This window comes from Mariprofundus sp. KV, assembly GCF_013387475.1.
Classification (GTDB): Bacteria; Pseudomonadota; Zetaproteobacteria; order Mariprofundales; family Mariprofundaceae; genus Mariprofundus.
The window spans coordinates 105,428-130,506 of sequence record NZ_VWNB01000006.1 but is presented as its reverse complement, the minus strand read 5'-3'; the positions used below and the strand labels follow the sequence as shown (position 1 = coordinate 130,506).

Sequence of the window (25,079 nt, the reverse complement as noted above, 5' to 3'; positions counted from 1 at the left end):
AATCAGCTGGAGCTGATTCGCCACCCATCCTGGGTGGAGTGGGAGCTCCTTCAAGGGAGATCGCGAAAGGTTTTATGGGGTTTAATAGATGACTGAACTGAATATTAAGATGACTGAAGAGATCGAGCTGCTGCGACTGGTGACAGTGGGCAGTGTGGACGATGGTAAATCGACACTGATCGGGCGCCTGCTGGTCGATACCAAGGGAGCATTCGAGGATCAGCTTCTGGCCGTGCGCAAGAAGAAGGGGCAGGAGCATCATATCGCTTCTGCATCCGAGATCGATCTGGCGATGCTGACCGACGGTCTCTCGGCTGAGCGTGAGCAGGGCATTACCATTGATGTGGCCTATCGCTACTTTGCCACCCCGAAACGCAAGTTCATCATGGCTGACTGTCCGGGTCATGAGCAGTACACCCGTAACATGGTGACCGGTGCCTCTACCGCCAGTGCCGCGATCATTCTGATCGATGCCCGCAACGGCGTGATGCCGCAGACCAAGCGTCACACCCATATTCTGGCGCTGCTGAACATCACCCACCTGATTGTGGCGGTGAACAAGATGGATCTGGTCGGTTTTGATCAGGCGATCTATGAGAATATTCGTGAAGAGATGCAGGCCTACTGTGATAAGCAGGGGGTGAATAATCTGATCTGTCTGCCGATGTCGGCGCTTGATGGTGATATGGTTGCTGTGCGCGGCGATAATCTGGACTGGTATGACGGCAATACGCTGTTGGAGACTCTGGAGACGCTGCCTGTGCTGGGTGATATCGACAATAAACCGTTCCGTATGCCGGTGCAGCTGGTGAATCGTCCGCAGACGGCTGATCTGCCCGATTATCGTGGTTTCATGGGCACGATCGCCTCAGGCACTGTTAAAGTCGGAGATCAGATCGTATCTGTACCGAGTGGCAACACCTCTACAGTCAAAGAGATTGTCACTTTCGACGGTAATCTTGATGAGGCATTCGCACCGCAGAGTATCACCATCACGCTTCATGATGAGATCGATATCTCACGTGGTGATATGATCACCCATGTTGGCGACAAGGCGATGGATGCCAAAGAGCTGACAGCCAATGTCTGCTGGATTGGTGATGAACCACTGACCGAGCGCCAGAAGTATATCGTTAAACACACCACCAACAGTGTCAAAGCGATGGTAGCCAGTATCGACTTCAAAACCGACATCCATACGCTCGATCATCAGGAGGATGCTGATGAGCTGGCCATGAACGAGATCGGTCAGATCACCCTGAAGCTGATGAAGCCGCTGCACTATGATCGTTATGCGGATAACCGTACGACCGGCAGCTTTATCCTGATCGACACCTTCACCAACAACACCGTTGGCGCAGGTATGATTATCTAAGGATTGAATTGGGATTCAAGAAAAGAGGAGGCTTTAGCCTCCTCTCTAATCCAAATAGATCCCACAGCATATGGCTTAACTTTTTTATCAGGTATAATTGCATGGCCACTTTCGGCCACAAACAGATTTAAATTACTTTTCAGGCCAACAGTGTACGCACTGTTGCGTTTAATTGATCAGCCGGAAATGGTTTGGATAGAACGCGTGTATTATCCATCTCTCCATGTGCATCCAGAACATGCTCACGATCATATCCGGTCATAAATATAATAGGCATATCAGGCCGCAATCGACGCAACTTCTCTGCCGCCGTCCAACCGCCCACCTTCGGCATCACCATATCAACCAGAACCAGATCAATCTCATCTCGATGCTCAATAAAAAGATCCAGTAATCTGGAACCGTCTTCGGCCTCAATAACGCTATAGCCGATTCCCCTCAGGGTTTCTGCGGTGACATCGCGAACCATGGCATCATCATCAGCGACAAGAATCAACTCACCACGAGATTCAAGGCTCGGCACCTCTTCATCACTACTGGCAATATCATTAACCTTCCCCTCATGAAGTGGCAGATAGATATGTATTGCCGTGCCAGCATCAGGCTGACTATCAATCTCAACCACTCCGTCAAAGCTTTGCACTGCACCATACACCATGGAGAGCCCAAGTCCGGTACCTTTACCAACCTCTTTGGTGGTATAAAACGGCTCAAACACGCGCTTCAGTATCTCCTCATCCATGCCACAGCCATTGTCACGCACCGTTAATCGAACAAGCTCCCTCCTGGAAAAGTGTTGATTACGCAACTCGAATAGCTCATCGGGGATAAATCGTTCCAACTCAATGCTGATCTCAGGTTGTCGGATGGCAGCTACCGCATCACGGGCATTACTTAACAGGTTAAGAATGACCTGCTGGATTTGCGTGGCATCGGCCAATACAACCATAGGTTCTGATTCCAGCTGGACATCGAGTTGAATGGTCTCTGGAATGGTTACCCGAGCCACGCTACTACTGAACTGCTGCACAAGACGATTCAAATCCAGATAGTCATGCCGCACGAGATCCTTACGGGCAAACACCAGCATCTGAGAGATCATGGTCGCTGCATCAAGGCTGAGCTTTTCTATCACATCCAGTTTAGCAACAACCTCTGGCCTGTCTGCACTGGCTTTTCTGGCCAGATAGAGGTTGCCGGTGATGCCGGCCAGCATATTGTTAAAATCATGGGCGATGCCGCCAACCAGCGTTCCGATCGCCTCCATCTTCTGGGATTGCCTGAGCTGCTCCTCGAGCTCGAGTTGCTCGGTGATGTCGGTAAACACACCAACATAATGGGTGATATGTTGGCGAGTATCGCGAATACAACTAATCGAGAGTCGCTCGGCATACTCCTCGCCACTCTTCTTGCGATTCCAGACAATACCCTGCCACTGCCCCTTATGAACAATCTCCTGCCACATCTGTTCATAAAAAAATCTATCCTGCCGCCCGGACTGCAGGATACGCGGATTTTTTCCGATCACTTCATGCTTCTGATAGCCGGTGGTCTTCTCAAAACAGGGGTTAACGCTAATAATCAGGCCAGCGCTGTCGGTCACAATCACCGCCTCCTGAGCCGTCTGAATCACCTTATCGGCCAAACGAAGGTTCGCCTCTGCCGCCACTCTTTCACTGATATCGGTGATCACCATCAACACCAGCACATCGCAGGAGATATCCTCATGCTTCAATGTTGCTGAACGCCCCTCAATCAGCACATCCATTACCGTGTTATCCGAGCACTCCATACGCAGCTCCAGCTCTTTGCCATCCGGTGCATTGTAAAAAGCGCGGTATCGCCCTAAATAGATATCCCGGTCACCGGGATAGATGAAATTCTGCAACGACTTACCAATCAGGTTAGAGAGCTGAACCTTTAGCATCTGTGCCATCCTGGCATTGGCTTCACGCACTATCCCATCGCGATCCAGTGACACATAACCGACCGGCGCCTCATGATAGAGGTAGGAGAAACGATCACGCGAGGCCGCGAGCGCCTGCTGGCTTGCCCGCAACTCCTCATTCTGAATCTCCAGCTCGGCCTGATAGACCTGCAGCTCATGAATCAGATCATGCGCCGCATCAATTTCATGAACCCGCTGCGGATCCTCACGCAGCAGCTCCTCGGCCTGATCTTTTAGCCTTGAAAAGCGCGCATCAAACTCTCGAGATTTCCCCTCCATGCTTTAATTCCGTCTCCTGATCACAGCAGTAAAGTATTTGTTACCCTCCAGAAAGGATTCGGAGAGTGTGATATGCAGATCAATGCCACTGCCATCCTGATGTCTGCCAGTCACATCCTGACCGCAAGCATTCACGTGCTTACCGCTACTCATCTGCCTGGCGATATGCTCATCATGCTCATTCGCCTCTTTCTCAAACATCAGCATATTCACACTCTGGCCGAGAAGATTCTTTTCCGCATAGCCGAAAATTTTACATACCGTCGGATTCACATGCCTGATCACACCAGAGCTGTCGCACACCACCAGCCCATCGACCATGCCATTCAGCACAGCGTTGATCAGCTTGCGCTCATGGCTTTCGGCTTTTAGCGGGCTGACATCAATAAAGCTGAGCACCACACCCGAATAGACTTCCGGAGCGATATAGTAGGGCAGTACGCGCATAAAATAGGTGTTGCCGTTTTCATGCTCCACCTCCATCTCCACCGGCTCACCATCTCTGGCCACAGACTTCACCGTCTCATAGGGGTCGATAGCATGCAGATAGTGGCTCAGGTGGCTGAATGGACGCCCGGCATCCGATTCGATGATCTTATACACCGTTGAAAAGGCGGGCGTAAACTTACGAATATCAAAGTTCTCATCGAGAAACACAGTGGCGATATTGGTGCTGGCGTTGAGGTTTTCCAGATCGTTGTTGGCTTCGGTCAGCTCAACAATCTTGCTCTGATACTCAGCATTCACCGTATAGAGCTCTTCGTTGACCGACTGCAGCTCCTCATTGGTGGACTGCAGCTCTTCGTTACTGGCCATCAGCTCCTCATTGGTGGCTTGCAACTCCTCATTGGAGGTCTCCAGCTCCTCCACTGTTGCCTGCAGATTCTCTTTATGGAACTGCAGAGACTGCTCCAGATCGATGATACGCTGCTGCGCCTCTTTGCTGACATCATAAACATGCGAGGCATCACCATTCTCTTCTATGACCGGAATTTTTCTGTTCTCATTCAGGAACACGCCAACCAGTGGCGCCTGCCCCTTCTTCTTGGCCAGCTGTTTTACCCGCATATCATACACTTTAGGGCCACTGCGATGCTCAATGGAGATGTTGGAGTAGAGTACCTCTTCACCCTTGGCGAAGGCTTTCTGAATACCGGTAGAGAGCGGAATCGAGAGATCCTTTACCGCCATCTTGGCGATATTGTTTTCAATCTTGCCTGACGGCAGTTTGAAAAAACCATCCGTGTCACCAGCTACATACTGCAGCTCCATCTGCTCATTGACCGCCAGTGCCAGGGTCAGGGCACTGCCAGTGATCGACTGCAACAGCCGATCAAGAATCCGCTCCTCCTCCTGCAATCTTTGCGAATAGCTGCGCGGTAGCGGAGTGCTCGAATAGGGCATGCTGGTTATTGTTTTGCGATACAGCATCGAATCAGCATCGGTGAGTGAGCGTTCGCGACGCTTGCCGCGAGAGCGGAAGATTTTCCATTTGTTATCCAGTGACTCGAAGTATTCGAACATCTCACCGGTGGTTTCACTCGCACCGAGAAACAGAATGCCCTCCGGCCTGAGCGAGAAGTTAAACATCTCCAGCGCCTTGCGCTGCAGAATCGGCTGCAGATAGATCAACAGGTTGCGGCAGGTGACCATATCCATATTGGTAAATGGCGGATCCTTCACCAGATTCTGCTGCGCAAAGACCACCATCTCACGAATCTGGCGAATGATGTGGAAGCTATCTTCATGTCGATAAAAATATTTCCCCAACAGGCGATCTGGCACATCAGCAGCGATCGACTCCGGATAGACGCCGTTGCCGGCCCTTATAATGGCATCGCGATCGACATCAGTGGCAAAGATTTTCACCTTCACTGAAATCTCCAACCGTTCAATGCAATCATGGCAGAGCATGGCCAGTGAATAGGCCTCTTCGCCGGTAGAACAGCCTGCCACCCAGATGCGCAGCTCCTGCCCCTCTTTTTTACGAATCAACTCAGGCAGGAATGTTTTTTCCAGTAGCTCATATGCTTTGGAGTCGCGAAAGAAGCTTGTCACGCCAATCAGCATCTCTCTATACAGGGTCATCACTTCGGTCTGATTGGACTCCAGAAAACGTACATAATCTGGCAGATCATGCATCTGATTGACCAGCATGCGACGCTCAATGCGGCGCACCAGCGTGCTCGGTTTGTAGAGTGTAAAATCAACAGCTGTTTTCTCTCTTAACTGATAGAAGATACGCGTCAGCCCATCCTCATCGGTTAACACAGTCTCTGATATCTTGGAGCGGCTGGCATAGGGGTGCTTGGCATACTCCATCAGCTGACCCGGCATCTCATTAGGAGGCAGAATATAATCACACAGGCCGGTGGCTATCGCACTCTTCGGCATACCATCAAATTTCGCGGAGGATGGCTCCTGCACCATCACCATACCCAGCTTCTCCTTGACATTCCGGATTCCCCGGGTGCCATCACTACCTGTGCCGGAGAGCACAATAGCGATCGCCTTCTCCTCCTGATCCTCTGCCAGCGAGCGGAAGAAGATATCAATCGGAAGATTCAGTTCACGCGAATGATCCACTTCCGAGAGCAACAGCTTGTCGTGAAAAATACTTAAGGTCTTATTGGGTGGAATCAGGTAGATCGTGTCACGCTCTACATCCATGCCATCTTCAGCTCGCAGTACCGGCATCTCAGTGTGGCGGGAGAGTAACTCAACCATCATACTTTTATGGGTTGGTGAGAGATGCTGAATCACAACATAGGCCATGCCTGCATCTTCAGGCGCCTGTTTGAAAAAATCTTCAATCGCCTCCAGTCCACCGGCCGAGGCACCAATGCCTACGTAATAGGTTGGCCGACTATCATTCTTCTTTGCGGGAATGGAATCGCCCTTTGTATTACTCTTTTTCGCCATGCTGGTTCCCCACAAACAATATTGATCGTTTAAATGAAGCAAAAATTAGGCCATTTTTCAAGAGGTTTCAAACTGTTTGTACTTCATTTTAGAATCCGAGCGAATGCCTGTTTTGACGGGAAGCAGCCACCCGGAGGCATAAGGCAACTTTCGACCTGAGAAAAGACGCTCCCAGATCAGAAACAGGGATGTAATAGCGATGAGGATAATTGGTGGAAATGTTATAGTGATTCTCATTATAGGCTAATAAATAAAGAATCAAAAACCGAGGATTGACCCAACACATTACTGACACAGAATGGCCAGCCCGTTTGCCGCGGTTATAACGGGTTAGCAGGAGAGAGAGATGTTTAGTCGTTTAAGTGAAAAGCTCGGAGATATTGCCCACAAGCTGCGCGGAGCTGCGCGTGTATCCGAGGCTGATCTGGATGCAACGCTGCGTGAGATGCGTCTGGCACTGCTTGAGGCGGATGTGGCGCTGCCGGTTACCCGTCACCTGATGAGTGAGGTGCGTGAACGTGCACTTGGCGCCGAGGTGGCCAAGAGCCTGCAGCCGGGTCAGGTGATCATCAAAATATTGAATGATGCGCTTGCCGATCTGCTCGGTGGTCAGCGCCGCGATCTTGATCTCTCTAAAATTCCTTCAGTTATTCTGCTCTGTGGTCTGCAGGGTGCAGGTAAAACAACCACGGCGGGTAAACTTGCCCGTCTGCTGGTAGGTCAGGGTAAAAAAGTGGCGCTCACCTCTGTGGATGCAACGCGTCCTGCTGCTCGTGAACAGCTGCAGGTGCTGGCTGGTCAGGTGGATGTGCAATATATCGCCGGTGAGGGTCACAGTGCTGCTGCCATGGCCAGATCTGCTGTGAAGCAGGCCGGTCGTGACGGCCACCATGTACTGATTCTCGATACCGCCGGTCGTCAGGTGGTTGATGATGAGCTGATGCGTGAGATCAGGGAGGTTGCCGCTGCCGTTGGTGCTACCGAGCGCTTGCTGGTACTGGATGCCATGACCGGTCAGACCGCCCTGCAGATTGCCGAGCAGTTCCACTCAGCGGTGAATATGTCCGGCTGTATTCTGACCAAAACCGATGCCGATGTGCGCGGTGGTGCTGCACTCTCCGTGGCCCACAGTACTGGTGTGCCGATCCGTTATGTCGGTACCGGTGAGAAGGTCGATGCCTTCGAGCTGTTTGATCCGCAACGTATGGCAGGGCGCATCCTCGGTCAGGGTGATGTGGTTGGTCTGGTTGAGAAGATTCAATCCTCTGTTGATCATGAGCAGGCGCAGAAAGCCGCCGACAGGATGAACAAGGGGCAGTTCGATCTTAATGATTTTGCCGAGCAGCTGGGCCAGATGCAGAACATGGGTGGCATGGCCGGTATGCTGAAGATGATGCCGGGCATGAAGCTGCCACAGGAGGCACTGGATCAGATCGATGATAAACCGGTCAAGCGTATGCAGGCGATGGTCTATTCCATGACAGCCAAGGAGCGCAAGTATCCCAAGCTGATGAACGGCAGTCGCAAGCGCCGTATCGCTATGGGTTCCGGCACCTCTGTGCCTGAGCTCAATCGTATGCTCAAGCAGTTTATGCAGATGCAGCGCATGATGAAAAAGATGAAGGGTGGCAAAGGCAAACGCATGCTGGCTCAGATGATGGGTAAATTCGGTGGCGGTGGTGGTATGCCACCGGGCATGCCGAGGATGTAGTCCTTTTCACCACAAAGGGGCAAAGGGCACTAAGGAAAACAGATAAGATGAGTAGATGGTGTTGGATCTGGATTCCCATTATCCCTATTGCTGACAGAGGAAATTGAATCGCTGAAAATAAATGCATCTGACTCCTTGCCCCTGCCCCCTGACCCGACTATAGTGCGCCGCCTGTTTTTTGGAGGTTTTACATAGATGGCAACTGTTATTCGTTTGAGCCGCGGTGGACGCAAGAAGCGCCCATTTTATTCTGTAGTAGTCATGGACGAGCGTAAGCGTCGCGATGGTGCATTCATCGAGAAGCTTGGCTATTTTGATCCATGTACTGATCCTGAAGTGATCAAGCTCGACCTGGACCGTGTGAAAGCATGGACTGATCAGGGCGCACAGGTTTCTGACCGTGTAGCCAGCCTGATCGCCAAAGCGTCAGCTTAATTGATTCCGATCAACGAAGCCTGACTGAGGGCTTTGGTTGATGGCGCTCGATTCATCATATCTGCACGTTGGCGATATTCTAGGGACACATGGTCTCAAGGGTACGCTGATCGTGTTCTCGCATACCCGGCCCGCTAACGCGGTCGCCGGGTATTCTTGTTGGTGGCTGGGAAAAACTGCGGAGTCGGCAAAATCTTATGAGATTAAACGCTGCTGGCAGCACGGTAAACGTATGCTGGCTGAAGTCGATGGTATCAGTGACTGCAATAGTGCAGAGCGCTTTAAAGGGCTGAAAGTCTGGGTTCCGACCTCTGAAGTCGAGGTTGATGAGGATGAGTTCCTCTGGGAAGACCTGATCGGCTGCGAGGTGCTGTGCGAGGGTAGTGAAGCGCTGCTCGGCACTGTCGAGGCACTTGAGGAGTATGGTGCGCAGGATAATCTGCTGATTCGTACCCCTGAAGATGCTGAAGTTCAGGGTGAATGGCTGATACCGTTTATTGAAGAGACTATTGTCGAAGTTGATCTCGAAGAGGGCATTATTGTTGTCGATCTTCCGGATGGGATGGACGTATGTTTCACGCCCAGATCCTGACCCTCTTTCCTGAATTTTTTGATTCACCGCTGGCCTGCTCGATCCCCAAACGGGCGATAGCATCTGGCCTTGTGCAGGTCGATACCATCCAGATTCGTGATTTTGCCACTGATAAACACAGCCGGGTTGATGATACCCCCTATGGTGGTGGTCCGGGTATGCTGATGAAACCTGAACCCGTGGTGGCCTCGATTCGCGAAGCGCGCTTGCGTCACCCCGATACCCATGTGGTGATGCTCACCCCCTCAGGTAGCCGTTTCACGCAGGCCAAAGCGCTGGAGTTTACTGAAAAAGCCGGTATTACCCTGCTCTGTGGACGTTACGAAGGTTTTGATGAGCGCATCTGTGACTATGTCGATGAAGAGATTTCACTTGGTGATTATGTGCTCTCCGGTGGAGAACCAGCGGCCATCTGCCTGCTTGATGCGGTGATTCGTCTTTTGCCTGAGGTGTTGGGTAGCCCGGAATCTGCGGTGCTCGACTCCTTTAGTGAGGAGGGCATACTCGACTGGCCGCACTATACCCGTCCTGAAGTGTTCGAGGGTAAGCAGGTTCCCGATGTGTTACTCTCCGGTAACCATGCCAAAATAGAGGCGTGGCGTTATGAGCAGGCAAATCTGCGCAGCAGTAAACGTCGTGATGAGGAGTCTGAGCATGGCCAATAGTGAGTGGAGCACCGAACGCGCAGCTGAACTTTATCAGGTTGAGGGTTGGGGCAACGGTTTTTTCGGCATCAACGATGCCGGCCATATGGTGGCGATTCCCGATGGTGAGCATCAGGTTGATCTGAAGCAGCTCTGTGATGAGCTGGCCAAGCGCGACCTCTATCCACCGCTGTTGCTGCGCTTTTCCGACATCCTCAAGCAGCGCATGTCCCAGATTCATCAGCGTTTTACAATCGCACGCGAAGAGTCCGGTTATGAGGGACGCTACTACGGTGTCTATCCGATCAAGGTGAATCAGCAGCGTCAGGTGGTAGAAGAGATCATCGAGTTCGGTTCCGAGTTTAACTGGGGACTTGAGGCCGGATCCAAGCCTGAGCTGCACGCTACACTGGCCATGCTTGAAGATGTTGAAGGGTTGATTGTCTGCAACGGTTACAAGGATCGCGAGTTTATCGAGCTGGCCATGATAGGTCGCAAGATGGGTAAGCAGGTATTTATCGTGGTCGAGAAGTCCAACGAGCTGGATATGATTCTCGAAGCATCCAGGCGCCTTAATGTTGAGCCGTTGATCGGCCTGCGTTGCCGTCTGGCTGCAACCAGTCAGGGCAAGTGGGAAGATTCCGGTGGTGACCGCTCCAAGTTCGGTCTGGCTGCGTCAGAGCTGGTTGAGGTGGTCAGCAAGCTGAAAGAGGCGGGCAAACTGGATGCCCTGCGTCTGTTGCATTTCCATATCGGCTCACAGGTGCCGCGTATACGTCGTATCAAGCAGGCGATGCAGGAGGCGGCGCGTTTCTATGTTGAGCTGCGCAAGCTGGGGGCCCCGATTGAGTTCATGGATGTCGGTGGTGGTCTGGGCGTAAACTATGATGGCTCGATCTCCGGCACCCACACCTCGGTGGATTACTCACTGCAGGAGTATGCCAACGATATTGTCTGGTCGCTGAAGGCGGTCTGTGATGATGAGGAGCTGCCGCATCCGCACATCATCTCTGAATCGGGACGGGCACTGGTGGCCCACCATGCGGTGATGGTGATCGATGTGCTGGGTGTAACCAAGCGTAGTAGTCGTCTGCCTGAGCATGAGCCGGATGATGAGGCGCCAATGCAGCTGCGCCAACTCTGGAATACCTATGTCGACTTTGACAAGATCGAAGCGCGTGAAGCATTACATGATGTGGTCTCCCTGCGTGAGGATGTGAACAGGCTCTTCGTGCTGGGTCACTGTTCTCTGGCCGAACGGGCACAGGCAGATGAGCTCTACTGGCACATGTTAACCGTGCTGATTGATAAGCTTGACGATGATGAGGTTGACGAGCTGATTCCGGGTATTCGCACCCAGATGGCAGATCGCTATTTCTGCAACTTCTCACTGTTCCAGTCACTGCCAGACTCCTGGGCGATTGATCAGCTCTTTCCTGTGGTGCCGATTCACCGCCTCGACGAAGAGCCTGACCGGCAGAGCATTCTGGTCGATATCACCTGTGATTCCGATGGCAAGATTCAGAACTTTGCACTGGAGGGCGGCCACTCAGAAACGCTGCCGCTGCATCCGATGCATAACGGTGATGACTACCTTATCGGTGTCTTTCTGACCGGTGCCTATCAGGAGATTCTCGGGGATCTGCATAATCTCTTTGGTGATACCCATGCGGTGCATGTGCGCATGGATGGTGATCACTATGAGCTGGAGCAGATTGTAGAGGGCGAAAGCGTGGCTGAAGTGCTCGATTATGTGCAGTTCAATGAGAAGGTGCTGATTGATCGCATGCGCCGCCAGCTCACACAGGCGCGCAGCGAAGGACGCCTGAGCGCTGCCGAGTCGAGTGTCTTCCTGCGCTTCTACAAAGAGGGGCTGGCCGGTTACACCTATCTGGAGGAGCAGCTGCCTCCTTCTGTCAGCGGATATTAAAAGATCGTAATAAAAATAAGATTGTACTTTGTTGGGTAATACGCAGGGTGAGGCGCTCCTGAAGCGGGGACACTCTCTGCTTCATCTGCCCGACCAGTCACTGATGGTCGGCGATTCGGAAAATAAAACAGGTACCCAACACTTTCAGTGAGTTACAGCTTCGGGTGCCACGGAATTAGAAACAGATGACATTTGACGACCTCGGCCTTTCAGCCGAACTGCTTCGCGCTGTGCGTGAAGAGGGCTATACCACGCCAACACCGGTACAGGAAAAATCGATCCCGGTTGTGCTTGCGGGCCACGATATTCTTGCAGGCGCACAGACCGGCACCGGCAAAACCGCAGGTTTTACCCTGCCTATGCTGCAGCTGATGCAGAAGGCGCACCCCGAACGCCACAACAGGCGTCCGATTCGCGCTCTGGTACTTACCCCGACACGAGAGCTTGCTGCGCAGGTGGGCGAGAGTATCGCTACTTACGGCAAACATCTCACGCTGCGCTCCACCGTTGTCTTCGGCGGTGTTGGCATCAATCCCCAGATTCAGAAGCTGCAGCGCGGTGTTGATATCCTTGTTGCGACACCCGGTCGCCTGCTGGATCTGATCGGTCAGCGTAAATGCGATCTCAGCCATGTTGAGTTTTTTGTGCTTGATGAGGCTGACCGCATGCTCGATATGGGTTTTATCCACGATATCCGCAAGGTGCTCAAGCTGCTGCCGAACAGGCGTCAGAACCTGCTCTTCTCAGCGACCTTCTCCAGCGAGATCAAACAGCTGGCAAGCGGCTTTTTACATGACCCTGTGTTTGTTGAGGTGGCTCGTAACGAGACGGCCCATCAGGTCACTCAGGTGGTGCATCCGGTAAGCAAAGCCAAGAAGCGATTCCTGCTGGCGCACCTGATTAAAGAGGGTGACTGGCAGCAGGTGCTGGTCTTCACCAAAACCAAGCATGGTGCCAATAAACTGACCACACAGCTGGAGAGTGATGGTATTCAGGCTGCAGCGATTCACGGTAACAAGAGCCAGACGGCCCGTACCAAAGCACTGGCCGCCTTTAAAGCCGGCGACATCCGTGTGCTGGTGGCAACCGATATTGCTGCCCGTGGCCTTGATATTGATCAGCTGCCGCATGTGGTGAACTTTGAGCTGCCTAATGTCTCTGAGGATTATGTGCACCGCATTGGCCGTACCGGCCGTGCCGGCAACTCAGGTGAGTCGCTGTCGCTGGTTTCAGCAGATGAGAAGAAGCTGCTGGCTGATATTGAGAAGCTGATTAAAAAGTCGATTCCGAAAGTGGTTATTCCGGGATTTGAGCCGGGTGAGAACGAGTCGACCGAGCTGCCGAAACAGCAGCAGCGCAGAAGGCCTGATCACCGCAGGCATGACCCGAGTTCACCACGCAAGCCGCATAGCACGCGTGGCCGTCGTCCCGGCAGAAATGAGCGGGCGGCAGCCAAGAAGGATTGATTCTGATGAGCTGTAAATCTGTGATCGGAGTCTGTTATGGCCCCCGCTGCAGTGATTTCGGTGGCAGGGATATGGCAGAGGAGCTGAGAAAAATGGGTCATGAGGTGGAGGATCTGGATTGCCAGAGCCTCTGTCCGCATGCGCCTGCTATCCGGGTGGGCGATCGTTTTATACATAAGGCAACCATGGAGAAGGTGATCGAGAAGCTGTAAGGCTTTTTCGCTCTCCTCTCAGGCTGAATATGAACAGGCTCGCAGCTTACCCTGCGGGCCTTTTTAATGTTGGTAGAAAATCCGGCGATGAGCTTGGATATTCTGCTCTGCACAGGCCTGCCTGTCGCAGGAGTTGGCAGAGCCGCTGTCTGTGGGTTATCCTGTGAAGTGATCATGCAGGTGAGGTTATCAGTCATGACTACGCTTTTCGTTCACACTCAACCTTTAGCCTTGCTCTGTTCAAGGTAGCGCCGATGCGTCTCTTCTCTACCACGCGACGCCTTGCTGCCCACTACAGCCGTGAGGATGAGCACTATCTGGTTGAACTCCGGTTGAGCCAGGCCAGGCAACTGTTTAATTCACTCGATCCGGCGCCTTTTATTGAGAAGGATCTGGATAGTGATGCCGAGAACTACATTGTCGATACCGTGATGGATTTTCCACTGGCAGTGGCGCTGAAGCTGGTGATCTATCTGCCTGAAGATGAGTGTCAAGATGCCGCTTCGATCCCTGAAGCGATTGCAAACTATTTCGATTACCGTGCCCACCATGCCGATATGAACCTGCGCTTTATGCTGCTGCAGGGGCGCACTTCGCTGATGATCGGCCTGCTCTTTCTCTTCGGCTGTCTCTTTGCACGCGAACTGCTCACGACGGCGCTGCAGGCAGGGTTAATGCGCGATATTGTCGAAGAGGGGCTGATGATCTGTGGCTGGGTGGCGATGTGGCGGCCGATCCAGATATACCTCTACGACTGGTGGCCGATCCGTCGCAACCGGCGAGTCTATGAAAAGATCAGGGCGATGCCGATTGAGTTGCGCAAGCTTGAGAGGCTTGATCCGGCATAGGCCGATGCGGTCATAAGATGGCAGAAGAGCGGTGCAGAGGCAGGGTTATTCACTTCTGGTTAACGGAATCTTCCTGGTATCGGCCAGATGGGGTGGTGGCACAGTTCTGCCGATCAGCTTGACCACTCTCGCCGACTCCCGTCGATAGGTGGTCAGTTTGCCGCCGTATATGGCGATATAGGTCGGCTGTTTCTCATTGTCACAGCGCAGTATCGTTTCGCGGCTGGCAGCAAAGGCTCCGCCCTCACTCTCAGGTAGAACACGCAGGCCGCAGTAGGTTCCGATGATATCACTTTTTTTGCACTGCATTTGCGGGAAGTAGTGGTTGTAGCTGGCCAGAATAGAGGCGATCTCCTCACCTGTCGGTTTGATCCTGGCGGGGTCATCGCTATAGGGGGTTTCGGTGGTACCTGCCAGTGTCTTGCCCTGCCAGGGGCGGAAGAACATCACCCTGCCATCCACAGATTCGCTGTAGATAAAACCGGGGCAGTGCCGATTAAGCATCAGATGGCTGCCCTGCACCAGATGCATCGCCTGCCGGGGCGGGGCCGGTTTAATTCTGTTGCCGAGCCTGTTGATCCAGGCTCCTGTCGCATTGATCAGAATCCGTGCGCTGATCATCTCACCACTGCTGAGTTTCAGATGCCAGCAGGAACCATCATAAGTTGCCCGCTGCAGAGAGGTCGATTCGGAGATTTCACAGCCGAACTGTTTTGCCGATTCGGCTACTGCCAGGGTGAGCGCGGCATCATCTGTGGCAGCATCCTCATAGGCCAGCACGGCTTTTAATCGCGCCTGATTAAGTCCAGGAAGAAGCTCGCTCCACTGCTGGCGGGGAATCTGTCTGAAGCGGGAGCGACCAGCGGAGAGCAGCCAGTAGAGCAGCAGCCCGGCGCGGATCATCCAGACCGGGCGTCTGCTATCCTCATAGACCGGAATATAGAACCACTCGCGGCTGACCAGCTCAGGCGCCAGCCTGAGCAGATGCTCCCGCTCGGCCAGTGCCTCATAGACCAGCTTCAGGTTGGCCTGCTCCAGATAGCGCAGACCGCCATGGATAAGCTTGGTAGACTGACTACTGGTGCCCGAGGCGATACGGTTCTTCTCAATGATGCGGGTTGTGTAACCGCTGGCAGCCGCCGCCTGAGCCGCACCGCAGCCGTAGATGCCGGCACCGATAATCAGCACATCGTAATCAGCCACGGGTCTCTGCCAAACAGCTGAATTGGTCGGTTTCAATCAGGTCTGCACCGGCTGCCAGCAGTGCGCGCGCCTGGCTTAAATCATTGACGGTGTAGAGCCCCACCCTGATGCCACGAGCCTGCCAGCTTGAGATCGTGTTGCTCTGCTGGCTGGACATGAAGATGTAATCGAATGCGGTGGATGGTTGACGAGGGCTTTCGGCAACCCAGCCGGTGCGGCAGCCGATATGGTTGTTGCAGGCATCGATGATATCGGCGTTCTGACTGATCAGCACAACCTGTTGCAACAGTGGGGCGGGAATCTGGTCGGCCAGTCGTCTGGCGATGGCTCTGGCGGTGAGTCTGCGCCGGATGGGAGGTTTGATCTCGATAAACAGGGTCAGCTGCGGCACCTTCTGCAGCCAGCTGAGCAGTTCACTCAGATCACAGAGTTTGAAATGGTCGCTGCAGATCTGTTGCAGATCTGCCAGCTCCGTCTGCACCACCTTCACATCAGGACGGTTGCAGAGCCGTTCAAGCCGGTTGTCATGGATGACCACGGCAACCAGATCGCGGGTGAACTGGATATCACACTCGGCATAGCGAGCGCCACGGGCTGCCGCATATTCAAAAGCGGCCAGTGTGTTCTCAATACCACCGGCGCGGTCACCACGGTGGGCGACCAGCTTGGTAGTCGGAATATTCTCCAGCATCTGCATACCACTATTAAAGCACAGATAGTGCCATCTCACCGGCCTGTTGCTCTGTAGCAGTGGTGTGGAGACGAAAAGGCCTGCCGGGGGAGGGGGGGGCGGCAGGCCTTCGGAGGACTCTTTGTCGTTGCACGGCGTGATGACCTTAATACTGAACCCTCGCAAAAGGTGGGTGCCGCAATCCGATATCAGGTATCCCGGTTCGGGGATGCACACAATCTGGATCTGTAAGCTCCCGTTCAGTAGGCATCGGCCCAGAGTTAATAACCACCACGCCGGTGCAACGAACTAGTAATAATCTATGAGCATAAACAGTGCCAAAGCAGGCGATGCCGCTTGCAGCGTTGCCTCTACCCGTTTTCCGGCCGCTCCTGAATAACAGCGTCGCTGCACAGACCGGCAATAGCTGCCTCATCAACGAACCATATTGCCGAACCAACCATAGCGGCTGGCAGCTTTTCACCGGCAAGGATACGAGCCAGAGCCTCGCGCTTATCCTCGCCTGCCGCTATGACAACACGTTCACCGGCATCTCTGATGCTCTTCATGCTCAGTGAAACCCGCTGCGATGGTGGTTTGGGGGCATGGTGAACAGCGACTGCCCGGGTCTGCATGGCCAGAGCCGGGTTGTCAGGAAAGAGGCTGGCGGTATGACCATCTTCACCAAGTCCGAGCAGCACAATATCCAGTCGCTCGATGTGACTCAGCGCTTGAGAGTATTGCCGGGCAGCGGCTTCCGGGCCGAGTTCTGCCGCAATATTATGCAGTTGCGAGGCTGAGAGCGGCAGACCTGCCAGCAGCACCGCTTTGACCATCGTGTCGTTACGTTGCGCATCGCCGCTCGGCAGGCAGCGCTCATCACCAAACCAGAAGTGCAGACGTGACCACGGCAGCGCCATATCGTGCAGCAGGGCATAGGTGGCTCCGGGGGTGTTGCCGCCAGCCAGTGCCAGATGGCAGAGCTCACGCTGATTTAATACCGCCGTGATTCGGGCGGCAATATATGCAGCCGCCTGCCGGGCAAGCGCGCCCGGATCAGGCGCTTTTCGAATATCCATGCTGGTGCAGCTCCGAGAGATCGCGCCAGCAGCCCACACACCCCTGCATCATGGTTTCGATTTCAGGGATATCCCAGCTGCCCGCCTCATAGAAGCGGATGCTCTGTTTCTGCTTCCAGGCATCCATCACCGGGGTGACGATGCGCCAGGACTCCTCAACCTCATCGGCGCGGGAGAAGAGCGCATTCTGGCCGAGCAGGGCATCGTGCAGCAGTGTCTCATAGGCCTCCGGAGAGTCGGCACCGGCCACGGCATAGGGGGCATCCAGTGCCAGCTCACGCAGCTGGTCGTTGAGGCCGGGAAGCTTGGCATTGAGCAGATAGACCATCCCCTCATCGGGATGCAGGCGGAAGATAAGCTCATTTTGTGGCAGCTGACGACTACTCTGGGAGAAGAGATTCATCGGTGGCCGTTTAAAGCGTATGGCGATCTCAGAGACACGGTTGGGCAGTCGCTTACCGGTGCGCAGCAGGAACGGCACATCCTGCCAGCGCCAGTTATCGATATAGAGTTTGATGGCGGCAAAGGTCTCAATCGTGGAGTCGGGATCGACGCCGGGCTCATCGCGGTAGGCCGGGATACGTTTGCCTTCAACCGTACCGCCAGCGTACTGGGCACGGACGGCAAATTCACTGACCCGGTCAGCCGGAATCGGGCGTACCGCCTTGAGCACCTTCACCTTCTCATCACGTACGGCATCACCATCGAGAGAGACCGGCGACTCCATCGCCACCAGTGTCATCACCTGAATCAGATGGCTCTGAATCATATCAACCAGTGCACCGGCTTTCTCATAATATCCGGCCCGATACTCCACCCCCAGACTCTCGGATACGGAGATCTGCACATGATCGATGTAGTTGCGGTTCCAGAGCGGCTCAAACACGGTGTTGGCGAAACGGAACACCATCAGATTCTGTACCCCCTCTTTGCCTAGGTAGTGGTCGATACGGTAGATCTGCCGCTCTTTCATATGTTCGCGCAGCGTGCGGTTGAGTTCACGGGCCGAGGCGAGATCGCTGCCGAACGGTTTCTCGATGACGATGCGGCGAAAGCCGTTGCTCTCATCCAGTAGTCCTGCCGCATTGAGGTTGGAGGCGACGCGCTCATACCACTCAGGAGGAATGGCGAGGTAGAAGAGGACATTGGTTTTACCATCGGCGCTGATCAGGGTTTCGCGCAGCCGTTCATAGGTCTGGGCATCGGAGAGATCACCAACCGTCAGTGCCAGCATGTCGTTGATCGATTGCCAGGCTGATGCATCACTCAGGCAGTCGGGGCGAAACTGCTGCAGCGCCTCATGCACATAGCTGCGCCAGTGATCAATATCCCACTCATGATTACGTACGATACCTGTGATGCGTGAGTTCGGGGCAATCAGATTCCAGTGGTGCATGCGTGCCAGTGCAGGCAGCAGTTTGCGTTTGGTCAGATCCCCGGAGGCACCGAAGATAACAATGTTGCAGGGCTCAGGTTGTGGAACTGATGCGCTGCTCATGATTTCTCTGCCGGTTTGATAGGGTGGCCGCCGAATCCGGCGCGCATGGCATTAACAACTTTGCCTGCAAAGGCGTTCTCCTGGCGGCTGCGAAAGCGCATCTGCAGCGCCAGTGTCAGCACCGGTGTCGGAATGCCGAGGTCGATCGACTCGTTGACCGTCCAGCGCCCTTCGCCGGAGTCATCCATCCAGTCGGAGAGGCTGCTGAGATCACCATCCTGCTGCAGTGCATCGGCTGTCAGATCGAGCAGCCATGAACTCACCACCGAGCCCTTCTGCCAGACCTGGGCGATCTGCTGCATATCAAGATCGAACTCTGATTTAGCCTGCATCAGCTCAAAGCCTTCAGCGAAGGCCTGCATCATGCCGTACTCAATGCCGTTGTGGACCATCTTGACGAAGTGGCCTGCTCCAACAGGGCCGACATGCGCCCAGCCTTTACCACTGTTGGCGGCCAGTGCAGTCAATGCCGGTGCGATGCGTGCAATGGCCGCATCACTGCCGCCGATCATCAGGCTATAACCGTTCTTCAGTCCCCAGACGCCACCGGAGGTGCCGCAGTCGGCAAAACCGATGCCATGCTCCTCAAGCATGGCGGCTCGCTGTTGCCCCTCTTTGTAGTTGGAGTTGCCGCCATCGATAATCAGATCGCCCGCCTCAAGCCCGGCCTCGAGAAGTGCTGTGATCGTTGTATCAACAACCTGATGCGGCACCATCAGCCAGATACTGCGCGGCGCAGGCAGGGTAGAGATCAGTGTTGCAAAGTCGGCTACCGGAGTGATCTCATGGTGGCCGGCTGCAACGGCCTCTGCTGTCTTGAGATCAATATCGAATGCAGTGACACGATGACCGGCCAGTGCCAGTCGTGTCGCCATATTGCCGCCCATGCGGCCCATTCCCACCATTGCCAGTTGCATATTCACTCCTTTTGCCTGCGGTTTGCAGCGCTATCATCTGCCTTTTTTGTGGCTGATGCCAGAGGCTATGGCGGGTTAGATCACCTGATATTAACTATGGTTTCTTACCGTTGGCGGAACGGTGTTGCCGCTGGCCTGCATATCGATCGCCTCAGGATGGGCGCGGTAGTGGTTACGTACCACAGCAGCGAGCCTGCGTTTTACTTCGGTATCCACCAGTGCCGGAGTGCTATCGGGCAGGGCTGCAACCAGCGCATTGAGCAGCTGATGCTGAGGCGGCTGCATACGATCCACCCATGATCTGAGCAGGTCACGATCCACATAAGCAGGGATCGATCCCATGATGCCGACATCGTTCTGATCGTGTACCAGAAGGCCTGTGGTGGTGCCGCGATCGAGTGTTAGTACCTGGAAGAGGTAGAGGGTGTGGTAGGCGAGCTGTGCCGCTTTCTCGGCATCTGTTGCCACCGCTCCGCTCTTCAATGTTCTACCGAGAATATCGAGATAGGTGTCGATGGCCGCTTCACCGACAGCTCTGGCCAGCTGGTAATCAGCTTCGGCATTGTCGGTAGCGTAGTTCTCCAGATAGAAGTGGGCGATGCCGCGATGACGGTTCAGGGCCGGAATATAGAAGTAGCGATCCCCCTGCTGCTCTGCCTCTGCAAACTGCGTTGGAGCAGCCTCTTGCAGGGCACTCAGGAAGGTGTTCTTGTCTGCCACATTATCATTGGATGGATTCAGATCGGCCATCATGCGCCAGTAGCCGCTGCCATCCTTCATCTCGGTCCAGCTGATATGGATGTGTACCGAAGGCGCCAGCGCATTGACCGGATGGATGATGGTGGAGATCGCCGAGGCCGAACCCAGTTTCTTCTGCGGGTTATCATCATAATGCACCTGCGACACATTGACTGATCCGCGACCAAAGAGATCACCATCGGCCGTCTCATAGCGGATACCACCGCCATGCACGCCCTCATCGCGGAACCACTCCACAGGTGAGAAGCGCTGCGCACTGCCAAGTTCACCTGCCAGTTTCTCAAGCCCGGCCACAAATCGGCTCTGCAGTGATGAAACCAGTTCATGCCCTTTTGTCGCACTTGTCGATTTTGCTGGAATTCGTTTCATCAAATTACCTCTGTGTAGAATGGGGCTGAACTATGGAGGTGATGCCCTTCTGCTTCAACAATGGGGATACCAGACTTGGATCAGGTCTTACTTCTCCAGAACCTTTCGGGGATCTGTTTTGGCCCAGCGAAGACGTGAATGGTTTCGCCTTCATCCTCTTTACACTTGACGCTGAGCCAGCCTCTGGGCCAGTCGATTTTGCTGTGCGGGGTCTCCTCAATGACATGCGATGCGATATCGGCATGGCCATCGCGAACCGCCTGAATAACTTCGTTTAGATAGAGGCATTTTCCGCCGATCTCTGATGGTGATTCATAGTAGTAGGTGTCTGACTTGGTTGATACCCTAACCATCTCCACCTGAATATGCGGATTAATTGCTTTGATGTTCGTAGCAACTTTTTGGGCATATTTTAGTGCCAATGGAGAGCTGTGAGTAGCCAATCGTATGCGCTGTTTCATGGCTGCATGATCTGTTTTGTAACGTGAAATGTGAAGTAAAATGAAGCGGCTACCTTCCTTTCATAACGCAGCATAGAGTGGCGGCCATGAGGCGGATATTTGTACCCTATGGGGAAAGTGAGGTCTACCAGGGGATGGATGGGGTGCAGCGGAGGCGGCTGATCCAGCGGCATGAGCATAGTTACTCTGAGTTTGGTTACTCTCCTGAGTCACTCCACTGGGGTTCGCGCGGGACGCAGAAAGTCCGCTTCAAAGTGCTGGCTGAGATTGGAGTGTCTGGCGGGGATTCATTGCTCGATGTCGGTTGTGGATTTGCTGATCTCTACAGCTGGCTGAAAGGGCGTGATGTCGCCGTGGCGTATACCGGCATTGATCTCTCGCCCGATATTCTGGGCAGAGCCATTGAACTTAATCCGGAACTGAATCTGCTGCAGGGTGAGATCTTTGATTTCGACTGGCCGCTGCAATCCTTTGATTGGGTCTTTCTCTCAGGGACATTGAACTGGGATCTGGGTGATAACGGTGATTATGCAAGGCGCGTGATAACGCGCATGTTCAGGTTATGTCGCAAGGGTGTGGCGTTTAATATGCTCGACAGTCTGGGGCTTGATGCCTCGCTGGTTGGCCAGCTGATTGCTTTTGAACCGGACGAGATCATGGAGTTCTGCACAACGATTACACCTGATTGTCAGCTGCGCAGTGATTACCTGACCGATGATTTCACCATCTACATGCGCCGCGTCTAAAATTTCAATTAATCCGGTTGTGTAGCAATTTCGGCATGACGAACACAGTTGCGGCCGGACTCCTTGGCCTTATACACACACTCATCAGCAATGATAATCATCCTCTCCATGTCCATGCCTTTAGCGCTGCAAACGCCAATGCTGCTGGTGATGGGAATTGAGGTGTGCTGTTCGTGGGATATCTTAAGGGAGGCGATATCTTGGCGTATGCGTTCAGCCGCCTGTAGTGACTGTGCATGGTCACAGTTCACCAGCACCAGTGTGAACTCTTCACCGCCGAAGCGGATAAGAATATCGTAGGTGCGGCAATGTTTTAGAAGGGTTGCAGCAACCTCGATCAGTACGGTGTCACCTGCAGCATGGCCGTAGCTGTCGTTTACCTGCTTAAAATGATCCAGATCAATCATCATCACCGAGATGGCGTAGTTTAAGCGGTGAGCCATGGAGAACTGCTTTGGGCCTTCCAGATAGAGATGGCGACGGTTGTGGAGTTTGGTGAGCGGGTCATGCCTGCGCTCTTTATCCATTCTGTTGGCCAGCGCAAGGAGCTCCTGACGCTGTCGCTCACTCTCTTTTTCAGTGGCCAGAAGGGTGGTGCCAATGCTGCCGATCTCATCGCGACGTGGAGAGAACTCCACCTCACTGCGGTCTTCATCAGTGCCAATTTTGCGTGCCAGTTTTTGTAAGCGAAGGATCGGGCTGATCACCAGCCGATGCAGGCAGAGCCAGATAGTGAGTATCACAAGCAGAAGAATAAAGAGCGTGATGAGCGTTTGATTCCGGCCATCAATAAGGAGAATCAGAGCTGCTGCTCCGATTGAGAATGCGGCAAGCAGAATGAGCGCGATTCGTACCCTAAGAGAGCGCTGAATCAAGGTCGGAATTTGTAGGTTTTTGCCCGGATTTAAAATCACCCGCCCATTATAGCAAGGCGGATGCCGATAAACATAAGCGCTAATCCTATGGGTGGTTATGGCGGTCTCCTAAGCTATGTCGCAAAGGTGTGTCGTTTAATATGCCCGATAGCCAAGGGTTTGATGCCTCGCTGGTTGGTCAACTGATTGCTTTTGAACCGGACGAGATCATGGAGTTTTGCAGAACCATCACACCTGATTGACAGCTGCGCAGTGATTACCTGACTGATGATTTCACCATCTATATGCGGCGCTCTGCTTAGCAGTTTCAAAATCAGTAACTGTTGTTCATCTCATCCCTATCAGCCTATACTGCTTCAGTAACGAGGTGTGTTTATGCGGGCTGAAGAGATTCGAGACGAGATTAGTGCTTTGGCGTTGTCGGATAAGTTGCTGCTTGTGGAAGATATCTGGGACTCGATTGCCAAGGGTAATGATGAACTTCCGATGCCGGAGTGGCAGAAGCAGGAGCTAGACAAACGTTATCAGTCATTCAAGGACGGTGAGCAGGAGCTGCACGATTGGCAATCAGTTCATGAGGAACTAAGAGCCAGCTACAAGTGAAACTGCGCTATACCAGTAGAGCCAGACGAGATCTGGAACTGGCGTTTATCTGGTACGAAAGACAAAGGCGTGGACTTGGATTTGAGTTCTTGGATTGCGTTGAAAACAGCATCCATTCCATATTAGAAAACCCGGCGAAATTTCGCATTCTCTATGGCGATATTCGCGGACGCGTGATCAGACGATTCCCTTTTTCAATATTTTATAGCATCGAGCAGCAAGCGCTTGTCGTGCATGCTGTATTTGATAACCGACGAGACCCCGACAGAAGGCCCTGATCAGGAGAGGCGGTCGCGGAAATCTTCATAGGTAAAACGGCGTACCAGTTCGAATGTCTCATCTGTGTGCCAGATGCCGATATCGGGATGGCGGACACCGTTGAACATCGTGGTTTTCACCATCGTATAGTGGATCATATCTTCAAAGACCAGACGGCTGCCAATCTCAAGCGGCGCATCAAATGCGTAGTCTCCAATCACATCACCGGCAAGGCAGGAGGTGCCGCCCAGACGATAGGTGTGGGGTTTCTCTCCTGCTGCTCCGGCATCGGTGATGGTGGGGCGATAGGGCATCTCCAGCACGTCGGGCATGTGTGCTGTGGCGGAGATATCGAGAATCACCACATCCAGACCATCGGTGGGTACAATATCGAGTACGGATGTAATCAGCGGGCCGGTGCGCCAGGCGATGGCACCTCCGGGTTCGAGATAGACCTGCTTGTTCCATTTGGCTTTGAAGGTTTTGATGCGCTCAATCAGCTTATCCACATCGTAGTCGGCGTGGGTCATCAGATGACCGCCGCCGAAATTGACCCATTTCAGCCACGGGATGTAATCGGCAAACTTCTCTTCAAAGGCATCGATCAGGGCAATCGAGGAGTCGGCCATGTTTTCGCACAGCGCATGCGCATGCATCCCCTCAATGCCGGAGAGTGATGCCCCCTTCAGATGCTCAGGGCGTACGCCAAGGCGGGAGCCTGAAAAGCAGGGGTTATAGAGATCAGTCTCTACCTCGGCGATACCCGGATTCACACGGATGCCACAGGAGACACCAGCATCAATGGCCTGTCTGCTGAACCGGTTCCACTGATTAACCGAATTGAAGACGATATGACCGGCAAGCTGGCAGATCTCGGCAAACTCATCTTCGCGATAGGCAGCAGAGTAGATATGGTTTTCACGCCCGAACTTCTCATCGGCCAGCTTCAACTCATAGAGGGAGCTGGCCGTACAGCCGGGCAGATACTGTTTTACCAGATCAAAGGTCGACCACATGGAAAAACCTTTCAGCGCCAGAATTACCCTGGCACCGGACTCCGCCTGTACCCGCTTAATGATCTCGAGGTTGGCGATCAGCTTCTCCTCCTCCAGCAGATAACAGGGGGAGGGGATCTGTTCGATATCAAAACTCATCTTAAACCCTTAACCACAAAGGCACAGAGACACAAAGAAAACCCAAGTGATATGAATGTCCTGGACAGAATGCAGCCTTGTCTTGTTTATTTGAAAACTTTGTGCTTTCGTGTCTTAGTGGTGGG

At 53.6% G+C, this 25,079-nt stretch carries 23 protein-coding genes; 12 read left to right on the top strand and 11 right to left on the bottom strand.

What is annotated here, in order from left to right:
- The first annotated feature begins 88 nt into the window (after nucleotides 1-88).
- Complete coding sequence (locus F3F93_RS06495) at nucleotides 89-1,375, top strand: GTP-binding protein (RefSeq protein ID WP_176958354.1); 1,287 nt, start codon at nucleotides 89-91, stop codon at nucleotides 1,373-1,375.
- Between the two features lie 139 nt (nucleotides 1,376-1,514).
- On the opposite strand, the gene F3F93_RS06490 is transcribed toward F3F93_RS06495, so the two are convergent.
- Both F3F93_RS06490 and F3F93_RS06485 read right to left on the bottom strand, forming a co-directional pair.
- Nucleotides 1,515-3,602 carry a PAS domain-containing sensor histidine kinase gene (locus F3F93_RS06490; protein ID WP_176958353.1) on the bottom strand — a complete coding sequence of 696 codons (2,088 nt, stop codon included), beginning with the start codon at nucleotides 3,600-3,602 and terminating at the stop codon, nucleotides 1,515-1,517.
- A gap of 3 nt (nucleotides 3,603-3,605) precedes the next feature.
- Nucleotides 3,606-6,524, bottom strand: coding sequence for a chemotaxis protein CheB (locus tag F3F93_RS06485; RefSeq protein WP_176958352.1), 2,919 nt, complete (start codon nucleotides 6,522-6,524; stop codon nucleotides 3,606-3,608).
- Nucleotides 6,525-6,870: 346 nt separating this feature from the next.
- On the opposite strand from F3F93_RS06485, the gene ffh reads away from it, so the two are divergent.
- From ffh to F3F93_RS06445, 8 genes are all read left to right on the top strand, one after another.
- Nucleotides 6,871-8,235, top strand: a complete 1,365-nt coding sequence (gene ffh / locus F3F93_RS06480) for a signal recognition particle protein (RefSeq protein ID WP_176958351.1) — start codon at nucleotides 6,871-6,873, stop codon at nucleotides 8,233-8,235.
- Between the two features lie 195 nt (nucleotides 8,236-8,430).
- Nucleotides 8,431-8,670 carry a 30S ribosomal protein S16 gene (gene rpsP, locus F3F93_RS06475; RefSeq protein ID WP_176958350.1) on the top strand — a complete coding sequence of 80 codons (240 nt, stop codon included), beginning with the start codon at nucleotides 8,431-8,433 and terminating at the stop codon, nucleotides 8,668-8,670.
- Between the two features lie 40 nt (nucleotides 8,671-8,710).
- Nucleotides 8,711-9,262: a ribosome maturation factor RimM gene (rimM, locus tag F3F93_RS06470; RefSeq protein WP_176958349.1), complete on the top strand. Its 552-nt coding sequence runs from the start codon at nucleotides 8,711-8,713 to the stop codon at nucleotides 9,260-9,262.
- Nucleotides 9,241-9,927: a tRNA (guanosine(37)-N1)-methyltransferase TrmD gene (trmD, locus tag F3F93_RS06465; RefSeq protein WP_176958348.1), complete on the top strand. Its 687-nt coding sequence runs from the start codon at nucleotides 9,241-9,243 to the stop codon at nucleotides 9,925-9,927. Before rimM ends, trmD begins: the two co-directional genes overlap by 22 nt.
- Nucleotides 9,917-11,836, top strand: a complete 1,920-nt coding sequence (speA, locus tag F3F93_RS06460; RefSeq protein WP_176958347.1) for a biosynthetic arginine decarboxylase — start codon at nucleotides 9,917-9,919, stop codon at nucleotides 11,834-11,836. The genes trmD and speA overlap by 11 nt, the downstream gene beginning before the upstream one ends.
- 185 nt (nucleotides 11,837-12,021) lie before the next feature.
- Nucleotides 12,022-13,302: a DEAD/DEAH box helicase gene (locus tag F3F93_RS06455; protein WP_176958346.1), complete on the top strand. Its 1,281-nt coding sequence runs from the start codon at nucleotides 12,022-12,024 to the stop codon at nucleotides 13,300-13,302.
- Nucleotides 13,303-13,307: 5 nt separating this feature from the next.
- Entirely contained in the window at nucleotides 13,308-13,514 is a 207-nt protein-coding gene (locus tag F3F93_RS06450) for a (2Fe-2S) ferredoxin domain-containing protein (protein WP_176958345.1), read from the top strand.
- A 254-nt stretch (nucleotides 13,515-13,768) separates the two neighbouring features.
- Nucleotides 13,769-14,362 carry a hypothetical protein gene (locus tag F3F93_RS06445; protein WP_176958344.1) on the top strand — a complete coding sequence of 198 codons (594 nt, stop codon included), beginning with the start codon at nucleotides 13,769-13,771 and terminating at the stop codon, nucleotides 14,360-14,362.
- A gap of 45 nt (nucleotides 14,363-14,407) precedes the next feature.
- Here F3F93_RS06445 and F3F93_RS06440 read toward each other — a convergent pair whose 3' ends face one another.
- The 7 genes from F3F93_RS06440 to F3F93_RS06410 all read right to left on the bottom strand — a co-directional run bounded on the left by F3F93_RS06440 (nucleotide 14,408) and on the right by F3F93_RS06410 (nucleotide 21,318).
- A complete protein-coding gene (locus tag F3F93_RS06440) occupies nucleotides 14,408-15,565 on the bottom strand; it encodes a glycerol-3-phosphate dehydrogenase/oxidase (protein ID WP_176958343.1) in 1,158 nt (385 codons plus the stop codon).
- A complete protein-coding gene (locus F3F93_RS06435; RefSeq protein WP_176958342.1) occupies nucleotides 15,558-16,262 on the bottom strand; it encodes a glycerophosphodiester phosphodiesterase family protein in 705 nt (234 codons plus the stop codon). The genes F3F93_RS06440 and F3F93_RS06435 overlap by 8 nt, the downstream gene beginning before the upstream one ends.
- A gap of 344 nt (nucleotides 16,263-16,606) precedes the next feature.
- Nucleotides 16,607-17,314: a 6-phosphogluconolactonase gene (gene pgl / locus F3F93_RS06430; RefSeq protein WP_176958341.1), complete on the bottom strand. Its 708-nt coding sequence runs from the start codon at nucleotides 17,312-17,314 to the stop codon at nucleotides 16,607-16,609.
- On the bottom strand, nucleotides 17,292-18,812 hold the full coding sequence (gene zwf, locus F3F93_RS06425; RefSeq protein ID WP_176958340.1) for a glucose-6-phosphate dehydrogenase: 1,521 nt from the start codon (nucleotides 18,810-18,812) through the stop codon (nucleotides 17,292-17,294). The genes pgl and zwf overlap by 23 nt, the downstream gene beginning before the upstream one ends.
- Complete coding sequence (gene gnd / locus F3F93_RS06420; protein ID WP_176958339.1) at nucleotides 18,809-19,729, bottom strand: phosphogluconate dehydrogenase (NAD(+)-dependent, decarboxylating); 921 nt, start codon at nucleotides 19,727-19,729, stop codon at nucleotides 18,809-18,811. The genes zwf and gnd overlap by 4 nt, the downstream gene beginning before the upstream one ends.
- Before the next feature lie 90 nt (nucleotides 19,730-19,819).
- Nucleotides 19,820-20,857 (bottom strand): coproporphyrinogen III oxidase, encoded by a 1,038-nt coding sequence (locus F3F93_RS06415; RefSeq protein ID WP_176958338.1) that lies wholly within the window; start codon nucleotides 20,855-20,857, stop codon nucleotides 19,820-19,822.
- Nucleotides 20,858-20,937: 80 nt separating this feature from the next.
- Entirely contained in the window at nucleotides 20,938-21,318 is a 381-nt protein-coding gene (locus tag F3F93_RS06410) for a hypothetical protein (RefSeq protein ID WP_176958337.1), read from the bottom strand.
- Between the two features lie 86 nt (nucleotides 21,319-21,404).
- Between F3F93_RS06410 and F3F93_RS06405 the strand changes: the two genes are divergently transcribed.
- On the top strand, nucleotides 21,405-22,064 hold the full coding sequence (locus F3F93_RS06405) for a class I SAM-dependent methyltransferase (RefSeq protein ID WP_241697021.1): 660 nt from the start codon (nucleotides 21,405-21,407) through the stop codon (nucleotides 22,062-22,064).
- A gap of 8 nt (nucleotides 22,065-22,072) precedes the next feature.
- Here F3F93_RS06405 and F3F93_RS06400 read toward each other — a convergent pair whose 3' ends face one another.
- Nucleotides 22,073-22,939, bottom strand: coding sequence for a GGDEF domain-containing protein (locus F3F93_RS06400; RefSeq protein WP_176958336.1), 867 nt, complete (start codon nucleotides 22,937-22,939; stop codon nucleotides 22,073-22,075).
- A gap of 375 nt (nucleotides 22,940-23,314) precedes the next feature.
- Between F3F93_RS06400 and F3F93_RS06395 the strand changes: the two genes are divergently transcribed.
- Together F3F93_RS06395 and F3F93_RS12740 are read left to right on the top strand one after the other, a co-directional pair.
- Entirely contained in the window at nucleotides 23,315-23,542 is a 228-nt protein-coding gene (locus tag F3F93_RS06395) for an addiction module protein (RefSeq protein ID WP_176958335.1), read from the top strand.
- Nucleotides 23,539-23,820, top strand: a complete 282-nt coding sequence (locus F3F93_RS12740; protein ID WP_176958334.1) for a type II toxin-antitoxin system RelE/ParE family toxin — start codon at nucleotides 23,539-23,541, stop codon at nucleotides 23,818-23,820. Before F3F93_RS06395 ends, F3F93_RS12740 begins: the two co-directional genes overlap by 4 nt.
- Here F3F93_RS12740 and nspC read toward each other — a convergent pair whose 3' ends face one another.
- Entirely contained in the window at nucleotides 23,821-24,954 is a 1,134-nt protein-coding gene (gene nspC, locus F3F93_RS06385; protein WP_176958333.1) for a carboxynorspermidine decarboxylase, read from the bottom strand.
- Between the last annotated feature and the right edge of the window lie 125 nt (nucleotides 24,955-25,079).